This window comes from Chryseobacterium sp. GVT01B (assembly GCF_019970045.1).
Lineage (GTDB): Bacteria > Bacteroidota > Bacteroidia > Flavobacteriales > Weeksellaceae > Chryseobacterium.
In genome coordinates, this window is sequence record NZ_JAHXYI010000003.1 from 434743 (window position 1) to 450570 (window position 15828).

Annotated in this window: 14 protein-coding genes; 5 read left to right on the forward strand and 9 right to left on the reverse strand. The window is 37.4% G+C overall.

Going from position 1 to position 15828, the window contains the following annotated elements:
• Positions 1-11 precede the first annotated feature (11 nt).
• Complete coding sequence (locus LC457_RS08695) at positions 12-2138, forward strand: type IA DNA topoisomerase (RefSeq protein ID WP_223599481.1); 2127 nt, start codon at positions 12-14, stop codon at positions 2136-2138.
• Positions 2139-2510: 372 nt separating this feature from the next.
• Here the strand turns inward: LC457_RS08695 and LC457_RS08700 are convergent, their stop codons facing one another.
• The 3 genes from LC457_RS08700 to LC457_RS08710 all read right to left on the reverse strand — a co-directional run bounded on the left by LC457_RS08700 (position 2511) and on the right by LC457_RS08710 (position 4773).
• Positions 2511-3005 carry a hypothetical protein gene (locus tag LC457_RS08700; protein ID WP_223599482.1) on the reverse strand — a complete coding sequence of 165 codons (495 nt, stop codon included), beginning with the start codon at positions 3003-3005 and terminating at the stop codon, positions 2511-2513.
• Positions 3006-3230: 225 nt separating this feature from the next.
• A complete protein-coding gene (locus tag LC457_RS08705; RefSeq protein ID WP_223599483.1) occupies positions 3231-4085 on the reverse strand; it encodes an AraC family transcriptional regulator in 855 nt (284 codons plus the stop codon).
• A gap of 262 nt (positions 4086-4347) precedes the next feature.
• Positions 4348-4773, reverse strand: coding sequence for a hypothetical protein (locus tag LC457_RS08710; RefSeq protein ID WP_223599484.1), 426 nt, complete (start codon positions 4771-4773; stop codon positions 4348-4350).
• A 212-nt stretch (positions 4774-4985) separates the two neighbouring features.
• Between LC457_RS08710 and LC457_RS08715 the strand changes: the two genes are divergently transcribed.
• Entirely contained in the window at positions 4986-5408 is a 423-nt protein-coding gene (locus LC457_RS08715) for a PaaI family thioesterase (RefSeq protein ID WP_223599485.1), read from the forward strand.
• 118 nt (positions 5409-5526) lie between these two features.
• The gene (locus LC457_RS08720; RefSeq protein WP_223599486.1) at positions 5527-5871 is read left to right on the forward strand and encodes a phage holin family protein; all 345 of its coding nucleotides are present in this window, start codon (positions 5527-5529) and stop codon (positions 5869-5871) included.
• A 51-nt stretch (positions 5872-5922) separates the two neighbouring features.
• Here LC457_RS08720 and LC457_RS08725 read toward each other — a convergent pair whose 3' ends face one another.
• Positions 5923-6726 carry a chitobiase/beta-hexosaminidase C-terminal domain-containing protein gene (locus LC457_RS08725; RefSeq protein ID WP_223599487.1) on the reverse strand — a complete coding sequence of 268 codons (804 nt, stop codon included), beginning with the start codon at positions 6724-6726 and terminating at the stop codon, positions 5923-5925.
• 271 nt (positions 6727-6997) lie between these two features.
• Here LC457_RS08725 and LC457_RS08730 point away from each other — a divergent pair, with 271 nt between their 5' ends.
• Positions 6998-8992, forward strand: a complete 1995-nt coding sequence (locus LC457_RS08730) for a S9 family peptidase (protein ID WP_223599488.1) — start codon at positions 6998-7000, stop codon at positions 8990-8992.
• Positions 8993-9295: 303 nt separating this feature from the next.
• The gene (locus tag LC457_RS08735) at positions 9296-9787 is read left to right on the forward strand and encodes a DNA-deoxyinosine glycosylase (RefSeq protein WP_223599489.1); all 492 of its coding nucleotides are present in this window, start codon (positions 9296-9298) and stop codon (positions 9785-9787) included.
• Between the two features lie 184 nt (positions 9788-9971).
• Here the strand turns inward: LC457_RS08735 and LC457_RS08740 are convergent, their stop codons facing one another.
• From LC457_RS08740 to LC457_RS08760, 5 genes are all read right to left on the reverse strand, one after another.
• Positions 9972-11006, reverse strand: coding sequence for a phosphotransferase enzyme family protein (locus tag LC457_RS08740; protein ID WP_223599490.1), 1035 nt, complete (start codon positions 11004-11006; stop codon positions 9972-9974).
• Complete coding sequence (locus tag LC457_RS08745) at positions 10997-11911, reverse strand: sugar phosphate nucleotidyltransferase (protein WP_223599491.1); 915 nt, start codon at positions 11909-11911, stop codon at positions 10997-10999. The genes LC457_RS08740 and LC457_RS08745 overlap by 10 nt, the downstream gene beginning before the upstream one ends.
• The gene (locus LC457_RS08750; protein ID WP_223599492.1) at positions 11901-13298 is read right to left on the reverse strand and encodes a Gfo/Idh/MocA family protein; all 1398 of its coding nucleotides are present in this window, start codon (positions 13296-13298) and stop codon (positions 11901-11903) included. Before LC457_RS08750 ends, LC457_RS08745 begins: the two co-directional genes overlap by 11 nt.
• Before the next feature lie 236 nt (positions 13299-13534).
• Positions 13535-15070, reverse strand: coding sequence for a hypothetical protein (locus LC457_RS08755; RefSeq protein WP_223599493.1), 1536 nt, complete (start codon positions 15068-15070; stop codon positions 13535-13537).
• A 55-nt stretch (positions 15071-15125) separates the two neighbouring features.
• Positions 15126-15818 carry an AIM24 family protein gene (locus tag LC457_RS08760; RefSeq protein WP_223599494.1) on the reverse strand — a complete coding sequence of 231 codons (693 nt, stop codon included), beginning with the start codon at positions 15816-15818 and terminating at the stop codon, positions 15126-15128.
• Positions 15819-15828 lie beyond the last annotated feature (10 nt).

Here is a 15828-nt window from a genome sequence, read left to right on the forward strand (position 1 = left end):
AACCCGAGTTCATGAAATTATGTATTGCCGAGAAACCCAGTGTTGCCAGAGATATCGCCAAAGTATTGGGCGCTACCACGCCTAAACAGGGCTATATGGAAGGGAACGGCTATTGCGTAACATGGACGTTCGGACACCTTTGCACCCTGAAAGAACCTCACGATTACGGTCCGCAGTTCAAATCCTGGAATCTTTTTTCATTACCTATTATTCCCAACAGTTTTGGAATCAAGCTAATTCCGAATAAAGGTGTTGAAAATCAGTTTAAAGTAATCGAAAAATTAGTAGAAGAATGTGATGAGGTTATTAACTGCGGGGATGCCGGGCAGGAGGGAGAACTCATTCAGCGTTGGGTATTGCAGAAGGCAAAATGCAACAAACCCATTCAGCGTTTATGGATTTCTTCATTGACGGAAGATGCCATTAAAGAAGGCTTTGCAAGTTTAAAACCTGCAGAAGATTATAAAAATCTGTATTTGGCGGGAAATGCCAGAGCCATAGGAGACTGGTTATTAGGAATCAATGCTACCAGACTTTTTACCAAGAAATTTGGTGGGAATAAAGCTGTTCTATCCATTGGAAGGGTGCAGACTCCTACATTGGCGATGCTGGTTCAGCGTCAGAAAGAAATTGATGCCTTTACCACAGAAGAATATTGGGAACTGAAAACCAAATACCGTGATGTTATTTTCAATGCGGCGATTGATCGTTTAAAAACATTGGAGCGGGCTGAAAAAGGACTGGAATACCTGAAAGTAAATCCATTTGAGATCGTTTCTTTTGAAATTAAAGAAGGAAAAGAAAAAAATCCACGACTTTTCGACTTGACCGGACTTCAGGTTGAAGCCAACAAAAAATACGGGTATTCAGCGGAAAATACGTTGAACTATATCCAAAGTCTTTATGAAAAGAAGCACGTAACATATCCACGTGTTGATACCACCTATCTATCCGAGAGTTTATATCCGAAAATAACAGGAATTCTTCAGAAAATGTACCCTTATCAGGATCTGATTGCTCCGTTACTGGAAGCTCCGATTCCAAAATCAAAAGCTGTTTTCGACGATACCAAAGTGACCGATCACCATGCGATCATTCCTACGGAAATTCCACCTTCTCAAAACCTGAGCAGGGAAGAAAAGCTGATCTATGACCTGATTGCAAAACGTTTTATTGCTGTATTCTACCCGGAATGTAAAATTTCCAATACGTTGGTAGAAGGAAAAGTAGGAACCATTCCTTTCAAAACCAGCGGAAGACAGGTTCTTGAAGCGGGATGGAGAGCTGTTTATGCCAAAGAGCCTAAAGAAGAAACCACAGATAAGGACAAAGAAAAAGAAGAAGAACAAACCATTCCTGAATTTATTGTAGGAGAAACCGGACCTCACGATCCAAAGATTCACCAGGGAAAAACCACGCCTCCAAAACCTTACACGGAAGCAACCTTGCTGAGAGCAATGGAAACAGCCGGAAAACAGGTTGAAGATGAAGAGCTGCGTGAAATGTTGAAGAACAACGGGATCGGAAGACCATCCACTCGTGCGAACATCATTGAAACCCTTTTCAAAAGAAAATACATCGAGAAAAAAAGGAAAAACCTCATCGCTACCCAAACCGGAATTCAGTTGATTGATACCATCGAGGATGAATTGTTAAAAAGTCCGGAACTGACTGGTGAATGGGAATCAAAACTTCGTAGAATAGAAAAAGGGGAGTATGAAGCCAACCTTTTCAAAGAAGAACTGATCCAGATGGTTACCGAACTTACCGAAAAAGTAGTGTACGGAAAGGGAAAAGTGATTACCCTTCAGGCTGAGGAAAAAGAAGAAGTAAAGGAGAAGAAAAAAAGAGAGCCTGCACAGAAAAAAGAGCTTCAGTCCTGGGAAGAAACGAAATGTCCGAAATGTAAAGAACACAACCTCATCAAAGGAAAAACAGCGGTAGGATGTTCCGATTTCAAAAACTGTGGCTTTAAAATTACCTTTGAAATTTTCGGTAAAAAATTATCAGATAAACAGCTTTTAGACCTTGTTTTAAAAGGGAAAACTTCAAAATTAAAAGGCTTTACCACCCATCCGGAAGCTGTTGCAGAAGGTATTTTGACTTTGACTGACGATTTTCAGACACACCTTAGCTAATCAATAGTATATCAGGATTTAAATCGTTATTTGTGATTCGGAAAAACAACTTAAATGGCACAATTGGACATTATCATATTTTATCGGAGATAAAATCTTTGCGCCTTAAAAGTAGACAACTTGGGAACAACTTGCGCCTTTGCGCTTTCCAACAATCTATATATAGATTCCTACGGAATGACAAACTGTACGGATAAACCAACTGTTGTAATTATCATTCCGCAGGAATCCAGCCCTATTTTCTATACTTTCACAGTCTTTATCATAATACAAATATCTCTAATTAAGACGTAAAAATTCCCCTCCACTGGAGGGGGGGCGAAAATTCAAAGAATTTTTGACGGGGTGGTTTACCGCTTTCTGAACACACTATCATCCTGAAATTTTCACATTCTCTTTTCTCTGCTTCATAAACTGAAAGATTGATCCAATCAAAAAAAGCAGAAAAATAACAAGAAGAGTCTGACCAATAATCGGATCTTTGATATCCTTAGCTAAAGGATGTCCGATGGGAACTCTTGTAAAAGTCTCATTAATCGTTGGAACAAGGGACAGGAAAAAGCTGAATGACAACAAAAAATTCTCAAAATATCTGGCTCTCTTGCTTTCCTTTTTACTTGAGAACAGGAAATAGGCGACAGATATCAAAACAATGATAAATAATGAGAACACATGTCCTGCATTAAAACCTCCGGCTTTAGAGATACCCAATGCAGAAAGTGACGTGATGAGCGTAGCGTAAAAATAGACTTTTCCGGATAGACGAGCGAGGCTGATCTTACCATATTTGATAAATCCGATCATTGCTCCGGCAAGAGCACTTATACCAATGATGGTGTGAAAAATTCCTAAAATCGATAGATTCATATTGTTATTATTTAAAATTTATACTCATTCAGTTTCTAATTCTTTTTGCTTTTTAAGGCATCTGAAGAGAAAATTTATTCCCTGAAACTGATGGTACAAATTTGCGGCAGAAACACAGAAATGATTTTGTGATTTCGTCCAAGAATTTGAGATTTTAGTTCAAAAAAACGCACTTCTTATTGAAAAAAGAAATGCATGCATAATTTGTATAAAATAGTTTTCCAATTATTTTTCTTTCCGTTCCTGACGATAAGCTGAAGGGGAAATGTGAAATTTATCGCTGAAATTTTTTGTAAAAGTTGCCAGATCATTAAACCCACAGTCAAAAGCAATATCAGTAATCCGTTCATCAGATATTAAAAGCAGTTCGGCGGCCTTTTCCAGTTTTTTGTTTCTTATATAATTGGCTGGAGTATCCTCATAAAGTTTTGCGAATTCTCTTTTGAAGGATGATACACTCAGATTACTTTGTTGTGCAAGCTGTTCAATGGTGAGTTGCGAAAATAAGTTGGCTTCAATGATTTGTTTAAAAGAATAAGTTGTAGGAGAGAAAAGTTGAGACAAAATCAATTGAATGGTATTGGCATTCTGTGACTGTGCCAGCAATAACATGATCTCTTTCAGCTTAAGAATTAATATATCTTCATTAATGAGCGAAGGATTTTCAAAGTAAAAAAGCAGCCCTTCTACATATTTTTGAATCAGAAAATCATTATTTATTATTTCACTGGATTGATTTGAAACTATATTTGCAGGTCTCTGCAGTAAGGAAGGTAATTCTCTGTCGTAAATTCTTTTCAGGATATCAGGATAAAAGGTCACAATGACGACCTGGCAGTTACTTTCTAAATTTGAATTCTGAATATGCTTTCCCGAGCTGATACAGTTCAGAAACAGAGAATAGGTGGCAGGAATATCAAATTTCTGTTCATCTGTTTTATATTGAAATTCTCCTTTGGTCACATACAGAAAACAGGCCTGCTCCGAAACCGGAAAATCATATCTGAATGACCCCGTCATATCAATTTTCTGTATCAGGGTCTTTCCAAATAATTCGTATTTTTTGTAATCATTCAGCATAATAGAAGGGGTTCGTTTTGAAATGAATCACGGGAAAATTAAATAATTTTTTCTTTAAAATGGCAAATTATGTTCTATTATATTTTAGATGAAATATCTACACTTTGCATTCTTCTTTTTAATGAATAAAAGTATACCGCTCCGCATAGCCACACAGTTTGTCATTCCGTAGGAATCCAGCCCTATACTTTTCATACCTTTTATTCCAATAAAAAATATCTCAACTGAAGACGTGAAAATTCCCCTCCTCCGGAAGGGTGGTTTACCTAAACAATTTCTCATACCAGCCACCAACATCATTTTTAATCTCCTCATGATGCTTGTAGAGAATTACTGCCAGTTCCAGTTCAGACCTTTCAGATTTGTAAGGATTCACAGTAAGAAAACCAAAGAAATTTCCATCCTGATCAACGATTGCCGGAGGATAAGCCCCATATTCATTCCATGGAGAGTAGGTGCTGTGGGGACTTCCATAATTTCCGTACCTATTCCAGATAGATTTTGAACTGAAGGCATTTCCGTAATCGCTAAATTTATTCCATATCGAATTCTTATCGAAGTTATCACAGTTTAAACATCCCAGATATTGATCCTGATCTGCACCGCCATACAAATGCAGAGTCTGCGCCTGGAAACTGGAGCATGCAACTAAACCTAAAAATTGGAAAAACCTTTTTAAACCCATCATAAAGCTTTCCTGCAAAGCTAACCTTTTGAACTGAAAAATTTTAATTATTGCTGGACAAACCACACACCACCAAACTTTACAGGTTTTCAATATTCACGTAGAGATCAAACGGCAGTAGTACTCTCAAAGCTTCCTGCCACTGGAAATTTTTAATCTTTAAATTCTTTAATCCTTAAATCAATTTCTACCTTTACATACAAATTCAAAAAATAATGACACCAGAGAAAAGAAAACTCATCACAGACAGCTTCAGCCGTTCAGAAACCTTAAAATTCTATCAAGCAGAACTACTGGAAGTAGAAACCGATTTTATATCCATGAAGATTCCCAAAATAGAGATGATGACCAGAAAAGCAGGAATGTTCAACGGGGCTATGATCGCTTCTCTGGTGGATGTTTCTTCAGGATATGCAGCAGTAAGTCATTATCCGGAAGACTGTTATGTGGTAACGGTTGAATTGAAAGTAAATTACCTTCGTCCTGCTATGGGAGACGCTTTGGTTTCAAAATCCTATGTCATCAAAGGCGGAGGGAAAATCATTGTAGTAAGAACGGAAATCTATGTTCAGAATGAAAATTCCGACTCAGAAAGTCACGTGGCGACTTCATTGGTCACTATGATGAAAATAAAATAACAGGTTTGGGGAGGTAACAGGCAAAATATTCCTTAAATAGAGGGTTTCACGGAATTCTTTTTTTTGAAATGGAATGGCTTTTGCTCCATATCCCCCATAAACATTAAAAAATATCACAATGAACTTAATTATCCGACTATTTATCACAGCAATTGTTGCTTACCTTTTAACCAAAATTCTACCGGGAGTACATTTTGAAGGATTTTCTTCAGCCATTATCTTTGCCATTGTGCTTGGAGTTCTTAACATATTTGTAAAGCCTGTTTTAAGCCTGTTTGGTCTGCCATTAACGATTCTTACTTTAGGATTCTTTGCTTTGGTAATCAATGCCGGAATTATCCTGATTGCAGACTATTTCATTGATAGTATGGTGGTAGATGGTTTCTGGTGGGCATTTATCTTCAGTATATTATTGTCAATCGTAACTTCTCTGGCGAACTCAATGTTCTCAGATGGAGATTAAAAAATGATAAACATTCAAATAAAAATCCGCTCTATTTTAGAGCGGATTTTTTTATTTCTTAATGAATTTTACTACAACTAAATCACCTTGCTGGTCTTTCATTCTTAGAAAATAATTCCCTGAAATAAGATGGCTGATCGTAATTTCTTTGGTAAACAGATCCTTTAAAAGAACTTTTCCACTGATATCTATAATCTCATACTCCCGGAACTGGCGGTCGGTATTTACTTTTAAAATATCGGAAACAGGATTTGGATATACCTTGATTAAAACATTGGTGTTTTTTGACAGGGTTTCATGGCTTTCTAAGAATAAGCATGAAGGCGGAGTCGTTATGACGCCATCTGTAAAATCATAATATATAGTACTTCCCGCAGGAATAAGATTGGTGCTGATGGTTTGGGGAATATTCTCAAAAAGGGTACAGTTATTAAAACGCAGATTGGCATTTTCAAAATCTCTGGTTGTTTTGTACCAGGACTCACACCCTGCAGGCTGCATCGTTATTCCCGGCCAGAATGTATCCATAGCAAATCCATTGACTGCATTAGGATTAACCATGTCAACCATTACACAGCTTCCTCCCGTCCACGTAGAAGGCGCTTTAAAATAAATAATAGCAGAAGGAATAATTCCGATGTAATATTTTTTACTGATGACCGCAGAAGAATTTCCCTGTCCGTCAACCAGAAACGCCTTGATTTCTTTATTTTGGTTAATAAGGATCTGTACATTGTTGGGTGCAGAGCTTGAACTCAGGGTCGGGGTACTTCCGTCAGTGGTATAATAAATCGTACCGTTTCCTGAAATAGTGACTTGATAAGGATTATCATAATGACTCGCAAACGGACTCATTGTGAGTTGTGAAAAAAAGAATGAAGACACACAAAATGAAGAAAAAAGCAGAAATTTTTTCATGTAAAATGGTTATTAGTTTAGTTTTTATAAAATTAATAATATTTGTCCATAAGTAAATCAATTATTTTTCAACTTTAAAAAACATAAATGTTAATTCTTTCGCTCATTTTTATTTTAAATATTAACTTTGGCAATCTTTGAGTTTAATAAAAGGAGAGTACAAAATCATCAGGATTCCGTACATCCGTTAAAAAATGAATATCAACATATGAAACTTAAGTACAGTCTGCTGGCCTTGGCAGCTCCGCTTTTAATGAATGCACAACAAGTAATGACACCTGAAATTCTTTGGACTTTGAAAAAAGTTGGAGTACAGGCTGTTTCACCGGATCAGGGTTCCCTTATCTATAAAGTAGGACAGGTAGATCTGAAAATAGAGAAAACAAAAAACGAGAACTATTTTCTTAATGTTCTTAATAATCAGTCTTCCAAAATTGATTTCGGTAAAAAAGCCCTTATTCAATGGGATAAAAACGGAATCTATGCTCAGGAAGGTGATAAAATCTATCTTTCTAAAGATGCGGGAAAAAACTGGACAGAATTTTATACCATCGGTGAAGTTGATAATGTTGTCATTTCTCCGGACGGGAAAAAAATTGCTTTCAGCAAGCAGGTATTGGTTGAAAAAGTAATGGGGAAAGATAAATTCGCTGATACTCCTAAAACGACCGCTCAGGTATATACAGATCTGAACCACAGACACTGGGATTATTTCAATGAAGGAAAGTACAACCATGTATTTGTTGTAAATACTTCTGATAAAGCAGAATCTGCTAAAGACCTGCTGGAAGGAAAAATGTGGGATTCTCCTCAGAGACCTTTCGGAGGTGCTGAAGATTTTATCTGGAGCTCAGACTCTGCACAGCTTTTATATGTTACAAAACCTAAAAGTGGAAAAGACTATTCTACAAGCACCAATACAGATATTTTTGCTTACGATTTAGCATCAGGTACAACCAAAAATCTTACAGAATCCAACAAAGGATATGATGTAAATCCTAAATTCAGTCCGGATGGAAAATCTTTGATCTGGCAGAGTATGGCCAGAGATGGGTATGAAGCAGATAAGAATGATGTGAAAATCATGGATTGGAAGTCTGGAAAGACAACTAATCTGACTTCAGGATGGGATGAAAGTGTTTCAGGAGATGTACTATGGGGTGCAGATTCAAAAACGATCTACTTCACAGCAGCATTCAGAGGAACAAAACAGCTTTTTGCTCTGGATTCAAAATCAGCAAAAGTACAGCAGATTACAAAAGGAGATTTTGATGTAAACGAAATCTTTACAGATAATAAAACTTCACTTTTAGTAGGAAGAACAGACGTAAACCATGCAACAGAACTATTCTCTGTAAACGTTAAAAACGGAGAAATGAAGCAGGTGACTGAAGCTAACAAAGAAACCTATGCTAAGCTGGCTCAGGGGAAATCTGAACTTAAAATGGTGAAAACTTCAGACGGTAAAGAAATGGGTGTGTGGTTCCATTACCCACCAAACTTTGACCCGAACAAAAAATATCCTACTTTGGTATACTGCCAGGGTGGTCCGCAGTCTGCGCTTACTCAGTTTTTCAGTGTAAGATGGAACTTTGCTTTAATGACAGCCAACGATTATATCGTGGTAGCTCCAAACAGAAGAGGTATGCCGGGCTGGGGAACAAAATGGAATGAAGAAATTTCAAGAGACTGGGGTGGACAGCCGATGAGAGATTATCTGGCAGCAACAGATTTTGCAAAAACGTTACCATACGTAGACGGTGACAGGGTAGCAGCGGTAGGAGCGAGCTACGGAGGATACAGCGTATTTATGCTTGCCGGGATTCATGAAAACAGATTCAAAACTTTCATTGCGCATGATGGATTATTTGATATGAAATCTTGGTATCTTACTACGGAAGAACTTTGGTTTGCGAACTGGGACCTTGGTTCACCATGGGAAAAGCCACAACCAAAAGCATACACAGAATTCAACCCAAGCAATTTCGTAGATAAATGGAATAAACCAATTATGATTGTTCAGGGAGGAATTGATTTCCGTGTTCCTTACGAGCAGGGTCAGGAAGCTTTCCAGGCTGCAAAATTAAGAGGATTAAAATCTAAACTGGTGTACTTCCCGAACGAAAACCACTGGGTACTTCATCCACAAAACGGATTGGTATGGCAGAGAGAATTCTTCGATTGGCTGAAGGAAACTTTGTAAGATCAACAAAAATAAAATATCAATAGAAACGGGCTTTTAGCCCGTTTTTTTATGATTAAAGATTCCGATGGCTTTAGCCAAAATTTAAATAAACGAAATTAAATTCAGGCTATTGGAAGCTGGAAGAGGGAGGCTGGAAGTTGCTATTAATCTTAACATTTATAGAGGTTGCCATCAATTAATAATATCACTGTTTAAAAAGATGAGAATACGGACAACCCGTTTTTCATAACCTCAATAACTTCCTTCTTCAAGCTCCCAGCTTCCAGCCAGATTAAATAAATTAAATCTCTATATTTGAATATGCAAAACCGGATTTCTTCATTTTTACCCCTTATTGATACTCAGTCACAAATTATCATTTTAGGATCGATTCCCGGAGTTAAATCACTTGAAAAACAGCAGTACTATGCACATCCTCAGAACAAATTCTGGAAAATCATCTTTGAATTGCTGAACGAAGAATTTACTGAAGATTATACTCAAAGAATCGAAACATTGAAGAAACATCATATTGCCCTTTGGGATGTCATTGATTCCTGCGAACGGAAAGGTAGCCTTGATTCTGAAATCAGAAATGAAGAAGCCAACCAGATCGCTGAACTGCTCGAAGAACACCCGAATGTCAGAGCCATTTTCTGTAACGGAGGAAAATCTTATAAAAATTTACAAAAACTGTTAGGGAAAAATTATAAACTACCCATTTTTCTATTGCCTTCTACGAGCCCGCTTCATACGGTTTCCTTTGAAAAAAAATTGGAAGAATGGAAGAAGGTACTGGAGTTTTTGAGATGAGTTTCGTGGTCGGGCTCGTGAGTTTGAGGGTTTGAGAGTTGAAGAGGTTTTAGAAAGTTTGAATAAAAGCATAGATTCCTACGGAATGACAAACAGAGCGCCTTATTTATCATTTATCCGTATACTTTGTCATTCCGTAGGAATCTTAATTTTGTATGTAATTCTTAGAATCCTAAAGGTAAAATCATTCACTTCCCAAATATGCTCTCAGTCCTTTCAACAATTCTAACTGATTTTTTGTCCTGTCTAGATTATGCTCTGGATATTTCGTAGAATAATAAATACTCCCGTTCAGATAATCGGTTAAAAAACGAAGCTCCTGAATATAAATGGCGACCTGTGCAGCATACTCGAGATTATCAGATTCTTCCGGAGTCAGTTTTTCTTTCAGATAAAATAAGAATCCTTCTTTTACAACCTTATACATTTCAGGGTTGAAATTGTTTTGGGCACTGCCATCATCTTCATTCGTTGTATTGGTATAAGATTGGATCATGGTTCCAAAATCATACAAAATAGTAGAAATCATCATCGTATCCAGATCAATAACTGCTAAAGGACGATGACTTTGATCAAAAAGAATGTTACTGATTTTTACATCTGCATGGATGATTCTTTTAGGAATCCGATTGTTTTTTTCCATTTCGATCCATCGATCAGGTAAAGACAGAAGCTGGTTAGTGATTTCTATTTCAACTTTTGCATTTTCTTTTAAATGAGGAGCAGCATTCTTTAATGAGTTTTTATAATCTGCAATCCTTTTCTCAAAATTTAAAAAATTGGGAAGTGTATCTTCAATAGCAGGCAATTTTTCATTATTTACGGTGGTAAGGAAATAACTGAAGGTCTTTGCTGCTTCAAAAGCCGTCTGCAATGAGGGAGCGGTAAGAAAAGTAGTACTGTTTTCTACGAAACTCAGCATGCGCCATGGATCATCATTGGCATCTTTTACCAAAAGTTTATTGGTAAGAGAAGGAATTGGCTCTATGATTTGAAACTGATAGTCATTTGACTTCAGAAGTTCATTAATTATTAAATGATTGCTGACAATGGCTTCCGGCCGTTTGAAGACATGATTGTTGATTTTTTGTAAGATAAACTTCTTTCCCTGATCTTTATTTTCCAACAGATAGGTTGTATTGATCAGTCCGTCAGTAATAGGAGTAAGATCATAATGATCTGTACCAATAAATTGAATGACAATATCGTTTAGCTCCATAAATTTTCCGGATATCTGTTGTTTCTAATCTCTGAAATCAGGAAATCTTTAATTTCCTTTTTATCATCTGCATAGGTGACACCCATCCATTGAGACGGAGATGCTTTTAATTTTACCTGTACTCTGTTTTCATCCATCATTCTCTGTACAGCAGAAGGAATATAAAACTCCTGAGCAGGCTGTGGATCAGACTCAATAAAGTCATAAAAATAAGCTTCCAGATAACAGAAAATATGAGGATGGAAAATAAAAAAGTTCATAGACACCAAACTATCAGGATCTAATTTTACATTTTCTCCATTTTTGATATAAACGATAGAATTATTTATTCTTTGAATGGAAGTCTGCTCTTCAACCTTAATAAGATAGTTTTCCGGATCCAGCGTACATATTCCTCTGGCTACAGCTCCATTGCCGCTCAACGTTGTCCCTACAGGATAAGCAATCATTCCCAGTTGTGAATCTGAAATATGATGATGGTTAATTTCATGTGCAGCCAATTGATATGCTTCCTTTCCGTAAAAATCATCTGCATTAATCATTACAAACGGCTCCTGGATCGAATATTTGGCACAAAGTACAGCATGAGCAGTTCCCCATGGTTTTTCACGATCAGGATGATCAAAACCCTCTAATGAAATAGGAATACTGTCTATTTCCTGATACACCCAATGCAGCTCAAAATTTTTAGTTTCTGAGATTCTGTTGAGCCTTTCAATATAACTTTGAGGAATGAGTTTGTTGACAACAATGACCACTTTTTGGAAACCGGCTTCCAGTGCATCAAAGATAGAATACTCCAGAATCGGCGAACCGTTATCGAGTATTCCATCCACCTGTTTGAGACCTTTGTATCTGCTTCCTAACCCGCCTGCTAATATGAGTAGTGTCTTTTTAGAACTCATCGGTCATTCCAAATACAGGTTTACGGGTTTTCCATTTTCCATTGGTAAAATCAGGAATATCAACTACCTGACCACCTTTGGCAATAGACTCTTCACTCAATGGCGTAATTGAATACCACAACGCAAGGTCATACACATCCATCGGGAATTCTATATTTCGTTTGATACATTCAATAAAAGTATTCATTACAAAGAAATCCATTCCGCCATGTCCTGCTCCTGCAGCAGTAGTTTCAAACTTTTTCCACATCGGATGATCGTATTCTGTCATCCATTTTTCAGTATTATCCCAACGATGGGTATGGTTCATTGTTTTTTCAAAATAAATATGTCCCTGGTTGAAATCTCCCCATCCGAAATCCTGCCACAAGCCTTCAGTTCCCTGAACCCTGAAGCCAAGATCATAAGGTCTCTGTAAGCTTGTATCATGAGTAAGTAGAATGGTTTCTCCATTAGCACAGGCAATCTGAGTGGTTACAATATCTCCCTGGTTGAATTTTACTTTTGCACTAGGATGGTTTTCTCCACCTTTTGGATGTTCAACAATGTATTTGTGAAGTCCTACGGATTTTGAAGAGAATGAAGAAAGTCTTGTTAAACGGTTTCCTCTGTTGATATCCATCATCATCGCTACCGGGCCTAATCCATGCGTAGGATAAAGTTCTCCGTTACGCTTTACATAATGCTCGGTTCTCCATTTTGCCTCACTGAATCCTTTTTCGCCGAACTCAGCACCTGAATTGTAAGGATTAATTCCGTCATTGAAAAGAACCCCTCTCAGGTCATGCTGATAACCGCCTCTTCCATGTACCAATTCTCCAAACATACCTTTACGGACCATATTCAGAATGGCCATGATATCTCTTCGGTAGCACACATTCTCCATCATGAAGATAGGAACTTTTGTTTCCTCATATACTTTTACAAATTCCCAGCAATCCTGAAGCTTTATCGCTCCGGAAACTTCCATACCCACAATTTTCTTAGCACGCATTGCCTCAACTCCTTGCGTAAGGTGCCATTCCCATGGAGTAGCAATGACAACAGCGTCAATTGTTTTTAATTTTAAAAGATTTCGATAGTCATATTCACCGTTGGAAAACTCCTGAGCAGCCGGTTTATTATTGTCTTTTAATATTTTTTGTGAAGCTGCAAGCATTCTTTTCTCCGGATCTGCAAACGCTACAATCTCTACATCATTACGTTTTGCCAGTAATTTTACATGTTCCTGTCCACGAAGGCCCACACCGATGAAACCGACACGGACTTTTTTATCTGTTTTAAAATCATTGGAATAGGCAAATAATGAATTGGGTAAAACCAATGCCCCAAAGCTTGCCAAAGCTGCCGTCTTAAGAAAGTTCCTGCGCGAATTGCTATTGTCCATCTATTTTTTTCCTAAATATATTAAAACTTTTGTAAATCCCGATGGGGTGATGGATATTAAGTGGGGAGGGTTTATGAGTTACGGGATGCGGAATGCGAGTTAGAAGGTTTTAGGGTAAGAGTTTTTGTGAGTAAGAGCGTTGAAATTGTAGGAATCTAGATATTGTACTTAATCTTTGGGAAAAAACTCTGGAGACTTCTCCGCAATTTCATCCTTTTGCCCTTTCACCTAAAAACCTACTGATTAATCCACGCCTTTCTTAAAGCCAGTTGCTTTGAATCCGGGTTGGGAAAAGAGGTTACTTTTCCGGTGGCTTCATCATAGTTAAAACCTGCTTTTTCAAGATATTCTTTTAAAGGAATGGGCTGGGTGCCTTCTACAAAATCTCTGAAAAATGTACGTATTTCCGGATAGGTTATTTTGGTAATTTCATCAAAAAGCTCATCATCATTAAAATATTTGCCCGATCCGTATTTTTTCATAAGCATCTGCATCATATCCTGAGTTCCTGTTTTTCCGTTTGATAGTTCTCTTAGTCGTATATCTAAACATAGTCCAAGCAATGCTCCTTTCATATAAAAATTCATATACTGATCCTGTCTTTCCATGGAGTTTTTACTCAGTTCCGTGAGAGAAAATTTGTTGTCAAACTCTTTCATGCCATGTATCTTTTCTTCCAGGCTCTTTTCAAAATCTTCCAGACTGATCATTTTTTGTTTGACAGGCATATGGATCGTAGCATATTCTGTCATTCCCTCATACAGCCAAAGATGTTTAGACATAACAGGATTCAGGAAATCATAATGCTGAATTTCTCCCGAATGGATGTTGAGCGGTGTAACGACATGGAAAAACTCATGAGAAGCAACCCTATTTAAAGCATGCGGAATAAATTTCATATCTCCGGAACGGTACAGGCAGACTGTAGAGTGGGAATGTTCCAGACCATCACCCAGATATCCATTCTCATTGGAAGATTCATAATAAATCAGAAAAGCATATTTTTTGACCGGTAATGTTCCGCCAAGATAAGCCTGCTGATTTTTAAGAATGTTTTCTATTTCGTGGGCAATCGTTTTGGAATAATGCCTTTCCTTTTTGCTGTAGAATGATACAAGCACTTTGGTCTGACCTATTTTGAGCCACGTGGTATCCGGAACGGAATATAAAACAGGAGAATCTACCAGTTCGCGGTAATCCTTTGCCCAAACCATATCCGTGTTTTTATTTTTCTGTTTGTAATCTAAAGCAGAGGAAGCATAGAAAGCCTTATTTTTTGTAACGGTAATCTGATAAGGAATATCTTTCAATTCTTCAAAATATCCAACTAAAGAATTATAGTTGATGACAAAAACACTGTCTTTTATAAACATGCTGCCGGCAGATCTGGCCTCATTGGATTCTTTTTCCAAAGAGTCCCATCCGTCAGCTACCTGATAAGATATTTTCTTTACCCGGCTAAGATCATGTACCATCCAGCTGTTTTTGTCCAACCGTTCAGTTAAGACTTTCTTACCGTTTTTATCAGTGGCTGTGAAATCAGAAATGTATTGTCCGAAATTCATAGCCTGATAAAATCCGGGAACCAGTTTAGGGATAATAAACTTACCCTGTTTAAGACTGTTCCTTGGGGGAGCAAAAGAAACCCGGACTTCATCATTGGACATATGAAGAAGATCTATATTGTATTCGTAATTATTTTTTGATGTTTGGGCTATAATTATATCAGGAATTATAACGATCAGAAAAAATAGCTTTATAATAGTATTCATTGCTATTGCTTTAAGTACTACGAAAATACAAAATTACCTCTAGGATTTACGGACTTTATTTTTCCATATAATAAACTTCTTCGTAAGGTTGGATCAATACCCATCCGTGGCCTGAAAACTTCATCTGAAACTCTTCGCCGCTTCCTCTTCCGATAAGGCTTTTAAAAGAAACATTTGTTTTAAGTTCCGGGCTCAGATTTCCGGACCATGCAACAGTAGCATTAGGATCAGTGAAAACAGGTGTATCAGGAGTTACCAGTAATGTCAATGGATCTCCGTGGGTGGTAATCGCAATATGTCCCGTTCCTGAAAGTTTCACCTGGAAAAGTCCGCCGGACATCATTCCTGCAATACTCTTCAGCATGGTAATATCGCTGTTTACGGTTTGTTCGTGAGCAAGAATATCATTTCCGTTCACACATACGGATTCATTATTCAGATAAAGGATACGGACTTTTTTTCCGGAATCTGCTACATACAACTTTCCGGTTCCTTCTGCTTTCATTAGCTTACTTCCTTCACCACTGATTGCTTTTTTAAGGAGATTTCCAATTCCTCCGGCCAGCATTCCCTGTCTTTCAAAATTGATATTTCCCACATAGCTTACCATACTTCCTTTTTTGGTCCATACCGCCTGGTTATTAAGGTTGATTTCCAGAAGATGTTTGGTTTCCAGCTCAAAATAATCTCTTTGCTGTGGATTCTCTTTTGTTTCGTTGATAAATGCTTCAATTGAATATTTACTCATAATGATAATT

Coding starts and splice junctions, on each gene's coding strand:
- LC457_RS08695 (WP_223599481.1), top strand. CDS start 12: ATGAAATTATGTATTGCCGAGAAACCCAGTGTTGCCAGAGATATCGCC.
- LC457_RS08700 (WP_223599482.1), bottom strand. CDS start 3,005: ATGAATCTATCGATTTTAGGAATTTTTCACACCATCATTGGTATAAGT.
- LC457_RS08705 (WP_223599483.1), bottom strand. CDS start 4,085: ATGCTGAATGATTACAAAAAATACGAATTATTTGGAAAGACCCTGATA.
- LC457_RS08710 (WP_223599484.1), bottom strand. CDS start 4,773: ATGATGGGTTTAAAAAGGTTTTTCCAATTTTTAGGTTTAGTTGCATGC.
- LC457_RS08715 (WP_223599485.1), top strand. CDS start 4,986: ATGACACCAGAGAAAAGAAAACTCATCACAGACAGCTTCAGCCGTTCA.
- LC457_RS08720 (WP_223599486.1), top strand. CDS start 5,527: ATGAACTTAATTATCCGACTATTTATCACAGCAATTGTTGCTTACCTT.
- LC457_RS08725 (WP_223599487.1), bottom strand. CDS start 6,726: ATGAGTCCGTTTGCGAGTCATTATGATAATCCTTATCAAGTCACTATT.
- LC457_RS08730 (WP_223599488.1), top strand. CDS start 6,998: ATGAAACTTAAGTACAGTCTGCTGGCCTTGGCAGCTCCGCTTTTAATG.
- LC457_RS08735 (WP_223599489.1), top strand. CDS start 9,296: ATGCAAAACCGGATTTCTTCATTTTTACCCCTTATTGATACTCAGTCA.
- LC457_RS08740 (WP_223599490.1), bottom strand. CDS start 11,006: ATGGAGCTAAACGATATTGTCATTCAATTTATTGGTACAGATCATTAT.
- LC457_RS08745 (WP_223599491.1), bottom strand. CDS start 11,911: ATGAGTTCTAAAAAGACACTACTCATATTAGCAGGCGGGTTAGGAAGC.
- LC457_RS08750 (WP_223599492.1), bottom strand. CDS start 13,298: ATGGACAATAGCAATTCGCGCAGGAACTTTCTTAAGACGGCAGCTTTG.
- LC457_RS08755 (WP_223599493.1), bottom strand. CDS start 15,070: ATGAATACTATTATAAAGCTATTTTTTCTGATCGTTATAATTCCTGAT.
- LC457_RS08760 (WP_223599494.1), bottom strand. CDS start 15,818: ATGAGTAAATATTCAATTGAAGCATTTATCAACGAAACAAAAGAGAAT.